The following is a 17,210-nucleotide window of genomic DNA, read 5'->3' on the forward strand; positions in this document are numbered from 1 at the left end:
CAGGGGGATAGAGACTATGAGTGATATTCATCAATCCTTTGCATGGTATTGGCTAACGTAGAAATGATTATGAATGAATCAGATAATAGGCTTGCAAGCAGCAGTAGCCAGGGTGCTTGCAAAAACACCCCGGCTATCTCTTGTTGCGGGCCGATTAGAAATGATATTTCAGCCCTAACGTTGCCGCGCTGTTGTTGTAACCGTTGTCTCCCATCTGGACGCCCACATTACCCCACAGATTTAAATCTGGTGTAATCTGGCCTTCAACACCCAGTTTAATTTCTCCCAGATTACGCGCACCTTCCTGGCTGACGCTAACGTCATCCATTTTCGTGCTAAAACTGCGCGTATTATGAATCCAGTTAGCCTCAATAAATGGCTGGAATTCACGGCCTTTGCCCTCATCCATTTTATTAACGCTTTTCAGGTAGGCTCTGGCTCCAAGACGGGTTTGAACATTACCGTTGCCGTTCATCTCGATACGCGTTCTGTTAGCCTCTCGATGGTCATCAGATTTGACCCCCATCCAGGTAACCTGCGCCTGCGGCTGAATATACCACTCATTAACGGTTCCCTGGCTACCGGAGAATTCGCCAACGTTAAAGGTATACCCCGTTTCAACAGATGCCGTCAGACCTTTGGATTTATAGGCTTCAGAAGCCAGTCCTTCACCTTTTACATAGTTATCAAACCATCCATATTGCGCCCAGCCGTCGAGGTACAGACCGTTATGATCGACGTTATCGGCATACCATGTGGCGTAAAGACCCGTGCTATAGCCATTGACGCTACCTCGCGAGGTATAACCCGTGGCCGATGAGCGGGTCTGATTATTATCATGGCCATACCCGGCCATGATCCCGAGACGCCAGCTATCACGCCCGTTAGTTGAGCCCTGCACGATATCGCTGCCGAGCTGCATCACATAGCGATTGCTTTGAGTACGCAGCTGGCTGCTACCGTCATACCAACTATGATGGCCCCCTGTCTGACGCATCCACATAGCGGTGTTTTTTGTCTCTCCGGTTAACATGTCTGTGTACTGCGTTTCTCCCGCGCGATCGTGTAGCCTCATGTTGAACAGGGTATTTACTGCCGCATGGTTCGCGGTATAGGTTCCCCCTTCCGGGCGAAGCGTATGCTCTGTGGGCGAAACCGGTTGTTCGGGATTTTCAGGTTTAATCAACTGGCTGGTCAGAAACCAGTGGCTATTGTTAGCCCCCTGGCCCCGAACCAATGAATAATCATAAGCGCCCGCAGTGATACGCCCGCTCTGAGAAAAATCACCTTCAGAACGGCCATCTACATGAATAAGCTCAATCCCCTCCAGAGTTTGTGAACCTTGGCCCCCTGCATTGGTGATACTTACTTGAGTACTGCCAGTGGTGTCACCTTTTACAATAAGCTTATCGGTGGCCGAACGGTCGTCCCCCAGAACAGTATCAAAATTAATCAGGCCATTATTGCCGTGGTAATTCCCCTCAACAATCAGCTGGTTGCCGGCGGACTGCCCACTATTCCCCAAAGATATCGCACCCTGGTTAGAGAGATTCCCGCCAACAGTAAAGCGACCTGATGCGCCATTTCCGGCAACGAACAATCCGGCATTATGGATACTGCCTGACACTGTTCCCGCGCCTGAGAGCATACCGGCAGAAGAAATATTGACCTGCTGGCTCGCCAGCGTAACCGGCGCATCCTCCTGACCCAGTATCAGCCCCCCTTGTTGAATATCCGTAGTGCCGGTATAGGCGGAATTCGCGGTCAGCGTGATAGTACCCTGGCCCTGCTTGATGACATTACCGCTGCCATCGACTTGGTTTTGCAGGGTCCAGTCATCCATGCTGTTAAGGATCAAGTCACCCTGATTGTGAATGGTTGCTCCCCCGAGATGGCCGGCGGCTGACGCAACTAATTGTGTGTTTTTATCCAGTTTAACGTGACCGCTAAACCCGCGGTTATCCCCCTCGAGAGCGACGTTAGATTCGCTGAATGAAACTTCACCCTTGCCGCTCAGGTTGTTGGACAATTTCCCCTCAACGGTATTCAGGTTGAGATGACCATCGGCAATAATATTCCCGGCCCCCAATCCCTGAACGTTATCTAGTTTGACCTCTGCGCCGGACGCGATGGTCGTTGTTGCGCTTAAGGACGCATTACTGCCATTCACATTAAAGACGCCGTTATCTATGTTGAGATTACCGCTGCCGGCCAATGTCCCTGATGACGTTCCGCCGTTAGAAATCGTCAGGCTACCGCCATTAATATTCAGAACCGATCCTACGGCGCCGGTTAGCTGCCCAATCGTCTGGCTATGCCCATTCATATCCAGAACGGTCTCTTCTGCCATCTGAAGACCTGACGTATGACCCAGTACATTATCATTGAGCATCAGCAGATTACCGCTGCGCAAATCGGTTAGGCCGGTGTAATCATTATTCAGACCAGAAAGTGAAACTGTCTGGCCTTTCTGGCTGTCAAGCGCCAGATCCCCGGAGCCGCTCAGGCGAGAGCTTAATTCCGCAGCCGCCCCGGTTTTTCCGTTGGCGTCCAGCAGTAGTGCATTCTGCCCCTGTCCTTGTAGTTCAATCTGCGTCAGACCGTAGCCTACATAAAGACCATCATGGTTTTTCCCGCTGGTCAGGCGATAGTCGTAAGTTCCTTTGGCTACCACCTGTCCGTTCTGGCTAATGTCATGCTGAACAGCATCTGTTATCGCGTTACCGTTTAGATCCTGCAGTTGCAGGTTTCCGGCGTCACCTGTTACACCGGTTCCTGACTGGGTGGACACCAGTTTAATTTCTGCATTGGCGTCTTCCTGCTCCATTAAAGAGAGACCGGTATCAATATCTTGCGCTATAGCGTCCACTACGCCCACAGGATTCACCTGCACAGCACCAGACCCCGTCAGGTCTAACTCCTCTTTGACATTCACCATTTTATCGGTGTGGTGTATGCCGGGGGTAATGTTACCAAACGCAATGGTTCCGCCAGAAAAGGCCAGGCTTCCAATGGACTGTGTGCCCGTTCCCAGTGAAATTTCACTCCCTTTTCCTGCAATTAGCCCTGCTTTTGCAAGAGCATCGGCGTTGGTTCCCTGCAGGTTGAATGTCGTATTCTGTAACGCCAGAGCACCCGTAAATCCGGATGTCACCGCGCTGTTTTTAAAAGAGAAAGCGTGGTTTCCCGTATCGACCTCCAGGATGCCAGAGCCAGCAATCTGGTGGTTAAACAACCAGTCGCTTGTACTATTGAGCTGCAGCGTCCCGGCAACGGATAACCCGGCAGAACCGAGATTTTTCTGATCAGAAACGCTCGCAACGGCGCCCGATTCAACATTGATCTTTCCTTTAAAGGCGGTGTTATCACCCAATAGCGCCACATTTCCGGTGCCGACGGAGATAATGCCATTCCCCGAAACCTTATTGGTAAACGCCATGTTGTCCTGGGCATTCAGCAAGAGTTTACCGCTATTGCTGATATCCGCGGTTCCCAGGTTCTGCGTAACCCCAAGTGTGGCATTCTTGGCAATTTTTACTTTACCGCTAAATTTTGAGTTATCCCCAGACAGAAACGTTGTGCCGTTAAGTGCATTAATATAACCCAGCCCCTCGCTGCCACTTGATATATCCGCTGATATATTGGCGTTATCGCTGGTGTGGTTCAGGGTGATTTTTTTATTGTCCGTACCCGCCCAAACAAACTCTATTTTCTTGGCGTCAATAATCCCGGCAGCTTTCGCTTTCTCACCTTCCTGAGCGCCTAATGCTAATTCTGAGTTTGTACTTAGGCTAACTTCAGGGGCAGAGATCTTCCCCATGTCGGATACGACCAATGTGGTATTGGAATCTTGATTGTAATACCCGAGACTTAATTTATCACTGGCGTTAACTTCCCCCTTATTATTAACTGACAGGAATTGATCGCCACCGTAGCTTTTGAATACACCCATAAAGAATGTTTGTGTATTGACCTGGCTACCCTCACCGCTAACGTTTCCCCTTTCATAGGTCAGGCGGGTGGTCCCTTTAACATGAATCTTACCGCCATCAGACACGTTAAAATAACCGCCCGTTCGCCAGTTATCTGACGCGCTGTCATATAAGTCGTCAGCGTAGAGTTCACTGCCTGCATTAGAGACGTTAAGGTAACCGGTGCCTTTCAGCAGAATGTTCAGTTCGCCGTTGATACGCACTGTTCCCTGGGTAATATCCAGCCCGCCTCCTGATGTGAAGGTCAGGCGGGGACGCGAGTCCGGTGCATTGATCACCAGGTTGGCATTGTCTTTTACATTGATATGGTAATTAATGGACTGGTTGCCTGTGCCAAAATCAACGGTGTTATCTGTGCTTACATCAATATCATTAGCCAGGGCCATCGATGAGCATAACGCTACGGCACCAGCTAATAACGCCCTGGACTTTTTTTTCGTATTCTTCCTTCCAAGCTCTGAGCACACACACCAGCAATTACGGACTTTACTCCATTTTATCTGATATATTTTGTTCATAAGCTCTCCGCAAAATAATCATAATAAAAATTGAACATTTTTGGGGTAAAATATTTATCGGGTTACATTTTTGAGAGTGAAAATGTAAGACTCCGAATTGATGATATATGCTATGTGTTATTCATGTTATGCAAACGGCCGTGCCGGATAGTAGATTTAAGTCTCCCTGCATAGTTTGTTACGTGATAAATTAATTATGACAGCGTGGTCTTCAGTCTGTAAATATATTACCTGAGGGTTTGTCGCTATTTCCAGCCCCACTTATTATATTGATGGGCGTTTTCAGATCAACAGGGGAAGGGGGGCGTCGAGGAGGGATTTGAGCGTGTTAAACCTATTACAGTCCAGAGCCTGAGAGGGCTCAATAAATAGATAAGGGAGATAGCCGCTGAGCCGCGGCTATCTCCGGCGTATATCCCGAATCAGGAATTCGGTTTATGGTTTTCAACTACCCAGACGGTGAGTTCTTTTTCCAGCGTTTTATCTCCCGTCATTGCCTTCACCCTCACCCAACTTTCACCAGCGGTATCCGTTCTCAGCTGTGAGTAGGCATTTCCTAACGTAAAGTTGGTTTTATCCGGCGTCATCGTAAAGGTTCCGCTGCTGGGTTGGGCTTTGCTGCCCGCGCTAAATTCGACACTGCCGTTTAACGGGTTACCGAACTTATCCTGCAATCGGGCCATAAAGCCTACCGGTTCAAGGTTGGCAACGGCATAGCCAGGATCCTGCTCCAGAGTGAGTACCGGATTCTGGGCATCAGCATTCAGCGTCAGCGAAGCATTCGCCGAGACGTTGCTACCGTGTTCAGCCAATGTGGCGGTCAGCGTGTAACGACCCGCCTTATGGCCGTGGACATTCACGGTCGCAGTACCGGAGTTATTGGTGGTGACAAGCGTATTATCAATCTGCAGAGGATCGCGTGACGATGGGCCTGTGGCCGTAATTTTCAGCTTACGGTTGCTGACGTTGTTACCCGATGTATCGCTCAGATGCAGGGTAAACACCACGTTATCCACATCACTCACTATGGCTGAGGTGGTTGACGGTTCGATCGTCAAGACTGCATTTTGCAGATCCGATACCACCTCCACTGCCTTACTCGCCGTAACGCGTTTACCCTCTTTGATGAAGGTTGCCTGCAATTGATAGCGCCCGGCCTCTGCGGCAACAAAGGTTGTTGATGCCATTCCTTTCTCATCCAATGTCAGTTCGGACTGGTCCAGTTTTAATCCACTGGCGGGTTCGCTGGTCAGGCGCACGTCACCGCTAAATGGGTTGTTTTCACCGTCGACAACCTGTACCTGAATTTCGTGCTTAGCTGATGCGTTCGCCGCGATGCTCTCTGCTGGTGCGGTCAAATTCAGCACCGCGCTGTTAATATCAGGTACAAAGCCCAGTTCAACGCTCGAGGACTCAATACTCTGTTGCCCGTCTGTAGCCATGGCTTTCACGGTGTAATTACCCGCCTTAACCGTGGTTAACGTCACCGTTGCGTAACCGTCTTTATTGGTGGTGATTTTGTCCGGGTATACGAGCCCTTGCGGCGTTACGATAAGCTCCACTTTCTGTCCTTCAACCGACGCGGCGGTATTGTTGAGCCTGATTTCAAGCGTGGCGCCATCGCGACCGTTTGCAGCAATATTGGTGATTGCGGCATTGTCTTTGGCTGCCAGAGACAATGTTGCGCCCGTCATTGAAGAGGCAAATGTTACGCGCAGTGATGAGCTGATGTTCCCCGCGCTTAGCGTAATCTCATATGTTCCCGGCGTTGAACTGATCAGTGAGAATGTTGCTTCACCTTTGGCATCGGTCTTCACAACGTTCTCCCCATTCGCGATCTTGACCTGTGGCGGTAACGCCAGGGTAACCGTGTATCCGGACAGCGCGTTGCCATAACGGTCGGTCAGGGTAACGACTGCGACATTACTCTGTTTGCCATCCGCCAGCGCATTGTCCCTGGTCAGGTTAAAAGCCTGAACCACCGGCTGCGTTTTGTCGGCAATCCAGGTGGCTTGTTTTTCCAGCCCGGAGAAATCATGTTTTTGTGATGCCACACCAATGCGTGTCGCCTGAGCCAGTTCAGACGTTGCCTTAGCGCGGTACACGCCGTCTTTCTCTTCTACGGCAGTAAAACGAACCTCGCCGCTGGCTGAAACAGCATAAAAACGTAAGCTGTCGTCGCCGGTAATGGCATTCCCGTCTTTATCTTTTGCCTCTAACGTCAGGCTAATCGGGTGCCCAACGATCTGTTCCATGGGCATTACCGTCAACGTCGATTTTGCCGCCTCGGCGGAAACCGCTTTTAGTTTTACCGTCAGAGTTTCTGTTTTACCCTGGACTTTAGCGGTGATGCGTGCCGTACCCGCCGTTAAACCCGGCGTCAGCGTCGCGGTATACACCCCGGAACGGGTTTCCTGTACTTCACCGAGCTTGGGGGCCTGTGCCGAACGCTCACGGTTTTGCTGTGCGTCAGGCGTAAATGCCAGTGACAACTCAATATCATGGGCAAGCCCTGTTAACGGTTTACCATTGGCATCTTTTAACACCAACGTAACCGGATGCTGCGACTGCCCATCAGCCGCGATGATCGGTTGATGCTCGCCGTTTAATGTAAAATCCATTGTGCCGATTGAGGCTGAACTCCCCGTCACTGTCACGTTCATCACCGCATAGTTAGAGACGTTTCCTTTAACATCTCGCGCCGTTGCGCCGATCTGCCAGTGATTGGTACCGCCTGGCGTATACGCTGGCAACGTCAGTTGCCATGACGTGCCGCTACCGGAAATACGCCCGCCAGCGGCGGTAAATGCGCTATCGTTCCACTCTACCGACTGAATGCCCCATTGGGATTTATCCAGCGAAATAGTCACCGGAATAACGGCGCCACCTTCCCCCTGCACGCTTTCAGGCAGGCGGATCTTCAGAACCGATTTTTTGCGGTATTCCAGAACAATGTTGTTATTACGTTCGACAAAATCGTAGCGCCCGTGCTGAACTTCGCGCATCACCGCAACGTTATCGCCGTCCAGTTGCTTCGCCAGCGGGATGCCGGGGCGATAGTTAATTTCAATGCCGAAGCGTGAATCATGAGTATTACTCTGCCCCTGCTTGTGTTCAGCAGAAAGCGTAACCAGCGGAACCGGCGTGTAGCTGATCCCGCCCGTAAAGGCGTATGGATTTTCCTGCAGATGATCGCTGCCAAAGAGGCCGACATTCTTGCCGTAATACTTTTCATATTTAAGCGATGCACCTAGTTGCGGATATGACGGCAACCAACCTTTGGTATAGATATCCCAGCCATCAGCCGGACGTTCCTGATAATCGCCCAGATCGTGGGAATCCTTCCATTTTGACAATCTTAAATAAGCATTCGCGCCTGCATGTAAATAATCTCGCCAGTACTCAACGCCTGCACCCATACGTGCGTGATGCCGACTTAAATCGTAGTCATAAAATAAGTTCGCGCCCAGCATTGAATTATCCGGCGTGAAGTAGCGATAACCCATGCCGATATTGGTTTGGGTTCTGTCATCGGTACGGTGAAGCGATGTCTGGCTAAATAAAACATGCTGCTTTGTATCAACCCACGGATAAAGGAAATCGAACGCAGAATCTTTCAACGAGAATGCGTCATCGACGTTGAGTTGAATACGCGCATTACCGTATTGCTGCAGCCATTCTACCACCTCCTTCGTTGCCTGTGCCGAGACGGTATTGGCAGCAAAACTGCCCGCATGGCCGTTTTCAATGCTTCTGCCAGCCTGTGCGGCGAGGGAAGACAGGCCGCGCAGTTCTTGCTGCTCAGCTGCGGCCTGCGATGCCTTAACGGCTGAAGCATGGCTGATGGTCGGCGTGAAGCTGAGAAGGGCTGGATACAGAGCCTGTAAAGCGATTGTTGACCATGCGACAACCTTATTAACGGAGCCTGTTGCCCCATTGTTCCGCGAAATTTTCTTATTTGACATTCGTAACTCCAATATCAATTAAAAAAATTAAAGGTTATTCCATGTACTGAACGGGATGCGTAATATATGTCTTTAGTGGGAAAATTCAAGAGCTGTTCATCGCGCAGTTAACTGGATATTTTTACATTATGCGGAGCCTGAGTGGCTATGATGTAGAACGTTTAAATAACGGGTGCTGTAAAAATACTTTTCTTTTTATAGTGGTGAGTTTAATATTGGTGTCTGTATTTTAACCATGAGCGTATACTGCAAATAAAAATTATCAGGAAATTAATCTGCCTGTTCGTATTCTACCGTCATTCATAATACGCCACGTTGACCTGACCGACGTCGGCGCATTCGTAGGATGTGCATGCTGACCGGTAGAGACATCTCAGAGATCTCTCTGTCTACCGCCCAAGTTAGTTAACAGGCAAACAGTTACGTAACGTTCTTATATTTTTTTGAAATATTATCCGCAATGGCATGGTTTTGCCGCCAAAATTAACCGAAACGCAGTGTTCAATCCCAGGAGTATTAGGAGAACATGGTCTAAAATACTTTTTTTGCTTAAGAGTTTTCCTATCGCGTAGCAACCGTGTTCGCGTAGTGTTAAAATTCATGAGTTTTTGATCTCCTCCTTGTACTAGTGGATGAGGTGCTGGTCGTCAATAAGACGAAAGAATTAAATGGGTTACAACCACATTGCTAAATAAGCGGCACTGTTTCTTTACATGGTCGGCAACCGTCAGGGAGTGACGATAACCTATTGATAACGCTTATTTTTACTCTGGTGTAAGATATAAGGGAAGATATGTTCAGTATGCGTCGACATGCCAAATTCATTACACGCTTTAAGTCTGTAAGCTGTTTATTTACGGCCAGCGTTCTTTTCCCCCTACAAATCTCTGCGGCAGTATCAGATTATGATGCGTTGATTATTGAAGCGCGAGGGGGTAATAGCGCGCCACTATTGCGCTACCTTGAAGATCAGGGAAAGAAAAGCGCGCTCACGCCCAATCAGGTTGCCGACTGGCTGCAAGTCTCCAGTTGGGTTGATAACAACGACAAAACAACAATTGCTATCTGGCAGCAGTATCGCGGGAAGATGGATGTGCCTGCGCGCGGTAAAGTTGCCGCTGCGCGTGCGTATCGCAATCAGAAAAGCTGGAATGATTCCTTAGCTATCTGGGAAAGCGTGTTGCAGGAAGAGCCTGATAACGCGGATGTTCGTACCGGCTGGATAATGACGCTGGCCGATGCCCGTTACAATCAACAAGCCCTGACCGAGGCGAATAAATGGGCGCGAGCGCATCCGGGAGCTGATTCCGATGCCCTGCTTGCCTACGTGTACCATTCGCAGAATAAAAACTGGGATGCATTGCTTGTCGCCAGTCAGGCGGTTGACGTTGATCCGGGCAACAAAAATGCAAAATCAACGCTGTTGTCCGCGCTGGCAGCCAACCGCATAGCCGAACCTGCGTTGGGACTGGCGGAAGAGGTTCCCACATCCGATCCCGTGAAGCGTCGCCTTGCGCTTGATGCCGCGGCCGAAAAGGTGCGCTCTTCGTATACGACCGCGCGCAATGAAGAAGAACGTTTTATCGTGGCGGACAAAGCCCTTGCCCGCTATGACCAACTGCTTGCTGCCTGGAAAGATGATCCCGCAGCCCAGGGCGATGTGCGTCGGGCGAGAATAGACCGTATGGGGGCCTTGCTGGTCCGCAAGCGTACCGCTGACGTTATTACCGAATACGAATCACTGTCAGCCGAAGGCGAAGTCCCCAACTATGCAAAACGTTGGGTGGCTTCCGCGTGGTTAAGTGAACGTCAGCCGGAAAAAACCGAAGCGATGCTGATGAGCATCTACTATCCGAACGGGCCGATACCCGTTACGCCGCTTAGCCCTGAAGATCAACAGGATCTGTTCTACGCGCATATCGATAATGAAAACTTTGTTGATGCCAAAAAACAGGTCGATGCGTTAATCAAAGACAGCCCGTACCTGCGACGGATCTATGGTTCGCCTACGCCGCAGCCTAACGATAACTGGCTGCTTGGTCAGACGCTACTCGCGCAATATCACATTGCCGCTAATGAGCTGCCCGAAGCCGAAAAGCTGACGGAACATCTGGCGCGTACTGGCTCGGGTAACCAGGGGCTACGTATCCTCTATTCTTCCGTACTCGAAGCCCGCGGTTTGCCGCATGCCGCCGAAAAAGAACTGAAGCTTGCGGAAGTGATCGAGCCAAGCAACCTGGAACTGGAGCGTCAGCAGGCTTATGTGGCGCTGGATCTCCAGGAATGGAAGCAGGCCGATGAACTGACTGATGATGTCATCGCTCGTAGCCCGGATGATGAGGCAACGCTGCGTCTCGCGCGCATTCGCGATGTGCATAAAATGTCTGAACTGCGGATCAGCGGCACGCAGGGGATCTCCTCTGATAGCCCGGTCAGCGGTAAGAATGACTTCAATATCAATACCGCCATTTACAGCCCACCGATCAATGATAACTGGCGACTGTTTACTGGATTCAACTTCGCTACTGGTGAATTTGAAGAAGGTAAGGGCATTAGCCGCGATCTGGCGGCCGGTGCGGAATGGACCTCCCGTGACTACTGGGCTGAAATGGAAGTTTCAGGTCGTAATTATGGCGATGGTCAGAAAATAGGTGGCCGTCTTTCTGGCTGGCATGATTTCAACGATAACTGGCGCGTCGGCGGTTCGGCGGAGCGTCTTTCGCGTAATACGCCCCTACGCGCATTGCGTAGCGGCGTGTACGCCAACGGTGGAGATATGTTTGTCCGCTGGTATCAAAACGAAAGACGAGAATATCAGTTGTCGTTTGCCGCATCACATTTCTCGGATGGTAACGATCGCATTGAGTACGGGCTGAGTGGAAAAGAGCGCCTGTGGACGACGCCGCGCTTTACGCTGGACTTCACGCCGGGCATCGGCGGCAGTACCAACACCAAAGAAAATGTGCCGTATTACAACCCCAAAAGCGATTTCTCTGTGGTACCCGGCTTGAGCGCGGAGCAGGTCCTTTACCGACACTATGACACGGTCTGGACCCAGCAAGGCGTGGGCGGTGTGGGTAACTACTGGCAGCAAGGCGAAGATGGCGGTGCGATAGTTCAGTTAGGTTACGGACAGCGGCTTAAATGGAATAACGTCGTGGATGGCGGGGTGATGCTGATGTGGGATAAACGCCCCTACGACGGTAAACGTGAGCGGAATATCTCCCTCGCTTTCGATTTGAATGTTAGGTTTTAAGGATAGAACATGCTGAAAAGATGCCTGTGGCTTGGCGCACTCATCGCTGGCTGGTTGATGATCACCGCGTGTAGTAGCGCGCACAATACGACGCCTCGCTATGTTCCTCCAGGAGAGAGAACCGAGCTGACGGCGGACCATCCGTGGCCAAAAAATAGTTTCCTGGTGTTGGGTTATCACGATGTTGAGGATGGCGCAGCGGATCAACGCTATCTTTCTGTACGTACCAGTGCGCTGAGCGATCAGATCGGCTGGCTGCGTGACAACGGCTATAACCCGATCAGCGTGCAGCAAATTCTCGATGCCCATGACGGAAAAATAGTGCTGCCTGAAAAAGCCGTCTTACTTACCTTTGATGACGGCTATAGCAGCTTTTATACCCGCGTCTGGCCGCTGCTAAAAGCCTACAACTGGCCTGCGCTATGGGCGCCGGTGGGAAGCTGGGTGGATGCCCCTGCCAACAAAAAAGTGGATTTTGGTGGCCTGATGACGGCCCGAGACAAGTTCGCTACCTGGAAAATGGTTGAGGAAATGGGCAAATCGCCGCTGGTGGAAGTCGGGGCGCATACCTGGAACTCACATTTCGGCGCAGAGGCGAACCCGCAGGGCAGTAAAGAACCGGCGGTGGCGAACCGTCTGTATGACAAGAAAACCGGTACGTATGAAACGGATGAGCAGTACACTCGCCGCATTAATACCGATATCTCGTTGATCACCAACAAAATTAAGTCTGTAACCGGGAAATCGCCACGTGCGTGGGTGTGGCCGTACGGTGCTGCTAACGGTACGACGTTGAATTTGGCCAAAGAGCACGGCTATAAAATGGCGTTTACGCTCAACGAAGGGTTGGCGAATGCGGCGTTCCTTGATGATATTCCGCGTGTTCTTATCTCAGATAACCCTTCTCTTAAGCGTTTTGCCAGTCAGGTCGCTCAGGTACGTGAACCGCAGACCATGCGCGTGATGCATGTCGATCTGGATTACGTGTATGACAAAGATCCTGCCCAGCAGAAGAGAAACATCGATAAGCTGATCCAGCGTGTTTACGACATGCGCATTTCACATGTCTTCCTGCAGGCGTATGCCGACCCCAAAGGCGACGGGAATATTCGCGAACTCTATTTCCCTAACCGTTGGCTGCCGATGCGTGCCGATCTCTTTAACTACATCTCCTGGCAATTACAAACGCGTGCTGGTGTGACGGTTTATGCCTGGATGCCGGTGCTGGCGTTCGATCTCGATGCGTCTATTCCGCGTGTCACCGCATGGGATCCGAAAACCGGACGCAGTGCGATTAACCACGAACAGTATGTGCGTCTGTCTCCCTGGAGTAGCGAAGCGCGTCAGCGCATTACCGAGATCTATGAAGACCTGGCGAAGCACGCCAGCTTCAAAGGCATATTGTTCCATGATGATGCATTCCTGACGGACTTCGAAGATGCCTCGCCGGATGCGTTAGCCGCCTACCGCGCTGCGGGCCTTCCGGACAGCATTGAGAAAATCCGTAACGATCCGCAGGCGTTTGAGCGCTGGACTCGCCTGAAAAGTAAGATGCTGATCGACTTTACCCAGCAACTGACACGTTCGGTGCGTAATATTCGCGGCCCGCAGGTACAAACGGCGCGCAATATTTACGCCATGCCGGTACTGGAGCCAGAAAGTGAAGCCTGGTTTGCACAAAACCTGAATGACTTCCTCAATACCTATGACTGGACTGCACCGATGGCGATGCCATTGATGGAGAATATTCCAGCCAATGATGCCAATGCCTGGCTCGACAGATTGGTGAATGCCGTTGCGCAGACCCCAGGCGCGCTGGATAAGACCGTGTTTGAGCTGCAGGCACGCGACTGGCGTAAATCCGGCGAACAGGCCGAAATCAGTGGTAAACAGATAGCCGAATGGATGCGCCAGCTTAAATTAAGCGGTGCAGGTAACTACGGTTATTATCCGGATGATTTCATCAGCGACAAACCCGAGATGTCAGAGATTCGCTCGACGTTCTCATCATATTGGTACCCGCAAAAATGACCGATCGCATTATTGCTTTCCTGATACTTTGCCTGATGTTCAGCCTGCCGTTTGGCGTGGCTGTCATCTTTACGGGTGAAGTGATGCTGAACTTTGTCTTCTTCTGGCCCTTGTTCATGTCTGCTTTGTGGATAAGCGGTGGGGTGTACTTCTGGTTTTACCGTGAGCGCCACTGGAAATGGGGAGACGATACACCGCCACCGACGCTGGAAGGAAATCCGCTGGTTTCGATTTTGATCCCCTGCTTTAACGAAGGGATCAACGCCCGCGAAACCATCAGTGCCGCGATGGCTCAGCGCTATAAGAACATTGAAGTTATTGCCATTAACGACGGTTCAACGGACGACACGCACGACGTGCTGGAACAGTTGGCAATTGAGTACCCGAGCCTGCGGGTGATTCATTTAGCCGAAAACCAGGGTAAAGCGCTGGCGCTCAAGACCGGTGCAGCCGCTGCGCGTAGCGATTATCTGGTGTGCATCGACGGTGATGCGCTACTGGATCGCGATGCGGTGGCCTATATTGTGGCCCCGCTGATCCAGTTCCCGCGTGTGGGGGCGGTAACCGGGAACCCGCGTATCCGTACCCGTTCCACGTTGATCGGCCGCGTGCAGGTCGGCGAGTTTTCGTCAATCATTGGTCTTATCAAGCGTACCCAGCGAGTCTATGGGCAGATCTTTACCGTCTCCGGCGTAATTGCGGCGTTTCGCCGTCGTGCGCTGGCTGAGGTGGGATACTGGAGCCCCGACATGATCACCGAAGATATCGACATCAGTTGGAAGCTGCAGTTGCGCCACTGGTCGGTATTCTTTGAACCGCGGGCGCTGTGCTGGATCCTGATGCCTGAAACCTTAAAAGGGTTGTGGAAACAGCGTCTGCGCTGGGCGCAGGGTGGGGCTGAGGTGTTTATTGTTAACATGCGCCGCCTGTGGTCGTGGGAATTCCGCCGCATGTGGCCGCTGTTCCTCGAGTTCTGTTTTTCGACCGCCTGGTCGTTTGCCTATGCGGTCAGCATCCTGTTGTTCGTGTTAGGGCTGATCATGCCGATGCCTGACTCGTTATATGTGCAGCATCTGTTCCCGCCAGCCTTTACCGGACTCATCCTCGGCGTGGTCTGTTTACTGCAGTTTGCCGTGAGCCTGATGATCGAACGACGCTATGAAAAAGGCATTGGCGCCTCGTTGTTCTGGATTATCTGGTTCCCGGTGGTGTACTGGATGCTGAGCCTGTTTACCACGCTGGTGGCGTTCCCCAAAGTGATGCTCAAACGCAAACGCGGGCGCGCGCGCTGGGTGAGCCCTGACCGTGGAATAGGGAGGATCGAACCATGAACCAGCCACTGATCTTTACCGAGCGGCGTCTCCTGCCACGCATAATTGACGTGCTGTTGACGCTGATTGCCTGGGTTGGGTTTCTGTACCTGATTTATAAAGGGCTGATTACCGCGCTGGCGCACTCACCGTATATGGGCGTGCGGCCGTTTTTCACCACCCTGGATACGGTGACTTTTTACATGCTGGTCGCCTTAATCAACGGACTGGTGCTGATTGGCTGGGCGAAGTACAACCAGTACCGTTTTCGGGTGGAACGACGCAACCGCAGACCTGGGCTTGAACATCATGAGCTGGCAGAAAGCATGCGTATTACCCCGGAACTGGTAACAGAGCTCAACAAAGCCAGGGTGTTGACGGTGCATCACCATGAGAATGGTGAAATCAGTCACGTCGATGTGGACAAGCACATTGCCGATAACCGGTTGCCACCGCCCACGCCGGCCATGCTGACGATGCTGCCGGAAAGAACGCTCGAGTCTGAAGACGCAAAATAATGACCCTCAGGCGGCATGAGACAATTTGTGCCGCCTGTTACATCCTTCAACCCTGCATCGGACTATGATTAGACTCGGTACAATAAAAATAACTGAGGCAATGTCATGGATAAGGAACTACTGGATGCAGGCTACCGGGCCTATACCGGTGAGAAGATCGACGTCTATTTCAATACGACAATGTGCCAGCACTCGGGGAACTGTGTGCGCGGCAGCGCGAAGTTGTTCAACCTCAAGCGTAAACCGTGGATTATTCCTGATGAAGTTGATGTTGCCACGGTTATCAGGGTTATCGATACCTGCCCAAGCGGTGCGCTGAAATACCGTCAGAAATAAGTGAGGGAACCATGGAAATTCTTGCAGGCCATAACAAATTTTATGTGAATGATGCGCAGGGCAACCAGGTCGCTGAAATCGTCTTTGTGCCGACTGGCGAGCATCTGAGCATTATTGAACATACTGATGTCGACCCGAGTCTGAAAGGTCAGGGCGTGGGTAAACTGCTGGTGGCAAAGGTGGTGGAGAAAATGCGCGCCGAAAACCGCAAGGTTATTCCACTGTGTCCATTTGCCAAACATGAGTTTGATAAAACCCGCGAGTATGACGATATCCGCGCCTGATATGCGCAGTTGTAGGCCGGATCGGCGTCGCCGTCATCCGGCATCTCATTCCCGATGCAGCAGATCCTGATAAATCCCCGTCAGAACCCCGTGTGGGCCAAACTCCTTTTTAATCCACTGAGTGACCCGGCCGGTTGCCGAGTGCTGGGTTGCCAGCAGCATGCGTGAATCCTGACGTGGATTATGGATCTGACGCGTCACCAGCAGCGACTTCTCCATTGCCTCACGCACCATGTAGTCCGGCAAAAAGCCAATACCTTCGCCGAGGATCTGGCACTGACATTTAGTATTAAAATCGGGGACCAGAATGGACTCCTGCCCGTGCAGCAGCCAGCCGACCTTCTTGTTAATGGTATGCGCGGTGTCTTCGACCATGATGTTTGGGTACAACCGTAGCTGACTTTCTGAAATAGGTTCAGGCATAAACGCCAGCGGGTGATCCGGGGCAATGGCAAACGACCAACGGATCGCCCCTATCTCGGTGTAATCAATTCCGCCGCCGTCCAGTAATGTGTCCGGCGCGCCAATGGCGATGTTGGCCTGGTTATTAATAATGGAATCCCAGACGCCGTTATACACTTCGGTGGTCACGGTTATCTGGCAGGTTGGAAACTGCTTTTTGAGGGCCTGCAACAGCCGCGCGGTATGCTGCGGGGTGTAGAGCAACTGGTTAATGCAGATGCGCACCCGCGCCTCAATACCCTGAGCGATGGTATCAATACTGCGCTTGATGGCGTGGAAGTCGTTTAGCAGGTCGGTCGCCTTACGGAAGAAATAACGCCCGGACTCGGTTAGCTCAATGCTGCGGGTATTGCGGGTAAACAGCACCACGTCGAGCCCCGTTTCCATTCGCTTGATGGTGTAGCTGATGGCGGAGGTGGTTAAACCCAGCTCTTCGGCGGCCTTGCTAAAACTGCTGTAGCGCGCAGCCATGGTGAACGCCAGCAGGTTCTCCTCGGTAAAAATTGAATTCATCCTCTCTCCCCTCGGGCTCGTCTAC

The 17,210-nt window shown here is 51.6% G+C and carries 9 protein-coding genes; 6 read left to right on the plus strand and 3 right to left on the minus strand.

Going from position 1 to position 17,210, the window contains the following annotated elements:
• Positions 1 to 154 precede the first annotated feature (154 nt).
• The gene (locus tag IB214_RS04070; protein WP_117343804.1) at positions 155 to 4,510 is read right to left on the minus strand and encodes an autotransporter outer membrane beta-barrel domain-containing protein; all 4,356 of its coding nucleotides are present in this window, start codon (positions 4,508 to 4,510) and stop codon (positions 155 to 157) included.
• A gap of 422 nt (positions 4,511 to 4,932) precedes the next feature.
• Complete coding sequence (locus IB214_RS04075; RefSeq protein WP_117343805.1) at positions 4,933 to 8,475, minus strand: inverse autotransporter beta domain-containing protein; 3,543 nt, start codon at positions 8,473 to 8,475, stop codon at positions 4,933 to 4,935.
• Between the two features lie 793 nt (positions 8,476 to 9,268).
• Here IB214_RS04075 and pgaA point away from each other — a divergent pair.
• The 6 genes from pgaA (at position 9,269) to IB214_RS04105 (ending at position 16,210) form a co-directional block, all read left to right on the plus strand.
• Complete coding sequence (gene pgaA / locus IB214_RS04080) at positions 9,269 to 11,731, plus strand: poly-beta-1,6 N-acetyl-D-glucosamine export porin PgaA (protein WP_117343806.1); 2,463 nt, start codon at positions 9,269 to 9,271, stop codon at positions 11,729 to 11,731.
• Between the two features lie 9 nt (positions 11,732 to 11,740).
• Positions 11,741 to 13,762 (plus strand): poly-beta-1,6-N-acetyl-D-glucosamine N-deacetylase PgaB, encoded by a 2,022-nt coding sequence (pgaB, locus tag IB214_RS04085; RefSeq protein WP_117343807.1) that lies wholly within the window; start codon positions 11,741 to 11,743, stop codon positions 13,760 to 13,762.
• Entirely contained in the window at positions 13,759 to 15,093 is a 1,335-nt protein-coding gene (pgaC, locus tag IB214_RS04090; RefSeq protein WP_016246533.1) for a poly-beta-1,6-N-acetyl-D-glucosamine synthase, read from the plus strand. Before pgaB ends, pgaC begins: the two co-directional genes overlap by 4 nt.
• Complete coding sequence (gene pgaD / locus IB214_RS04095; RefSeq protein ID WP_115257548.1) at positions 15,090 to 15,590, plus strand: poly-beta-1,6-N-acetyl-D-glucosamine biosynthesis protein PgaD; 501 nt, start codon at positions 15,090 to 15,092, stop codon at positions 15,588 to 15,590. The genes pgaC and pgaD overlap by 4 nt, the downstream gene beginning before the upstream one ends.
• 105 nt (positions 15,591 to 15,695) lie before the next feature.
• Positions 15,696 to 15,926, plus strand: a complete 231-nt coding sequence (gene yjdI, locus IB214_RS04100; RefSeq protein ID WP_115257549.1) for a 4Fe-4S mono-cluster protein YjdI — start codon at positions 15,696 to 15,698, stop codon at positions 15,924 to 15,926.
• Between the two features lie 11 nt (positions 15,927 to 15,937).
• A complete protein-coding gene (locus IB214_RS04105; protein WP_096755814.1) occupies positions 15,938 to 16,210 on the plus strand; it encodes a GNAT family N-acetyltransferase in 273 nt (90 codons plus the stop codon).
• A gap of 45 nt (positions 16,211 to 16,255) precedes the next feature.
• Here IB214_RS04105 and IB214_RS04110 read toward each other — a convergent pair whose 3' ends face one another.
• Positions 16,256 to 17,185 (minus strand): LysR substrate-binding domain-containing protein, encoded by a 930-nt coding sequence (locus tag IB214_RS04110; protein WP_096755815.1) that lies wholly within the window; start codon positions 17,183 to 17,185, stop codon positions 16,256 to 16,258.
• Positions 17,186 to 17,210 lie beyond the last annotated feature (25 nt).

The sequence above is a fragment of the Citrobacter sp. C1 genome, from assembly GCF_014596895.2.
GTDB lineage: Bacteria > Pseudomonadota > Gammaproteobacteria > Enterobacterales > Enterobacteriaceae > Citrobacter > Citrobacter gillenii.

Excerpts from the sequence above, each read along its gene's own strand:
- pgaC (WP_016246533.1), top strand. The coding sequence starts at position 13,759 with ATGACCGATCGCATTATTGCTTTCCTGATACTTTGCCTGATGTTCAGC.
- IB214_RS04110 (WP_096755815.1), bottom strand. The coding sequence starts at position 17,185 with ATGAATTCAATTTTTACCGAGGAGAACCTGCTGGCGTTCACCATGGCT.
- IB214_RS04070 (WP_117343804.1), bottom strand. The coding sequence starts at position 4,510 with ATGAACAAAATATATCAGATAAAATGGAGTAAAGTCCGTAATTGCTGG.
- IB214_RS04075 (WP_117343805.1), bottom strand. The coding sequence starts at position 8,475 with ATGTCAAATAAGAAAATTTCGCGGAACAATGGGGCAACAGGCTCCGTT.
- IB214_RS04105 (WP_096755814.1), top strand. The coding sequence starts at position 15,938 with ATGGAAATTCTTGCAGGCCATAACAAATTTTATGTGAATGATGCGCAG.
- pgaD (WP_115257548.1), top strand. The coding sequence starts at position 15,090 with ATGAACCAGCCACTGATCTTTACCGAGCGGCGTCTCCTGCCACGCATA.
- pgaA (WP_117343806.1), top strand. The coding sequence starts at position 9,269 with ATGTTCAGTATGCGTCGACATGCCAAATTCATTACACGCTTTAAGTCT.
- yjdI (WP_115257549.1), top strand. The coding sequence starts at position 15,696 with ATGGATAAGGAACTACTGGATGCAGGCTACCGGGCCTATACCGGTGAG.
- pgaB (WP_117343807.1), top strand. The coding sequence starts at position 11,741 with ATGCTGAAAAGATGCCTGTGGCTTGGCGCACTCATCGCTGGCTGGTTG.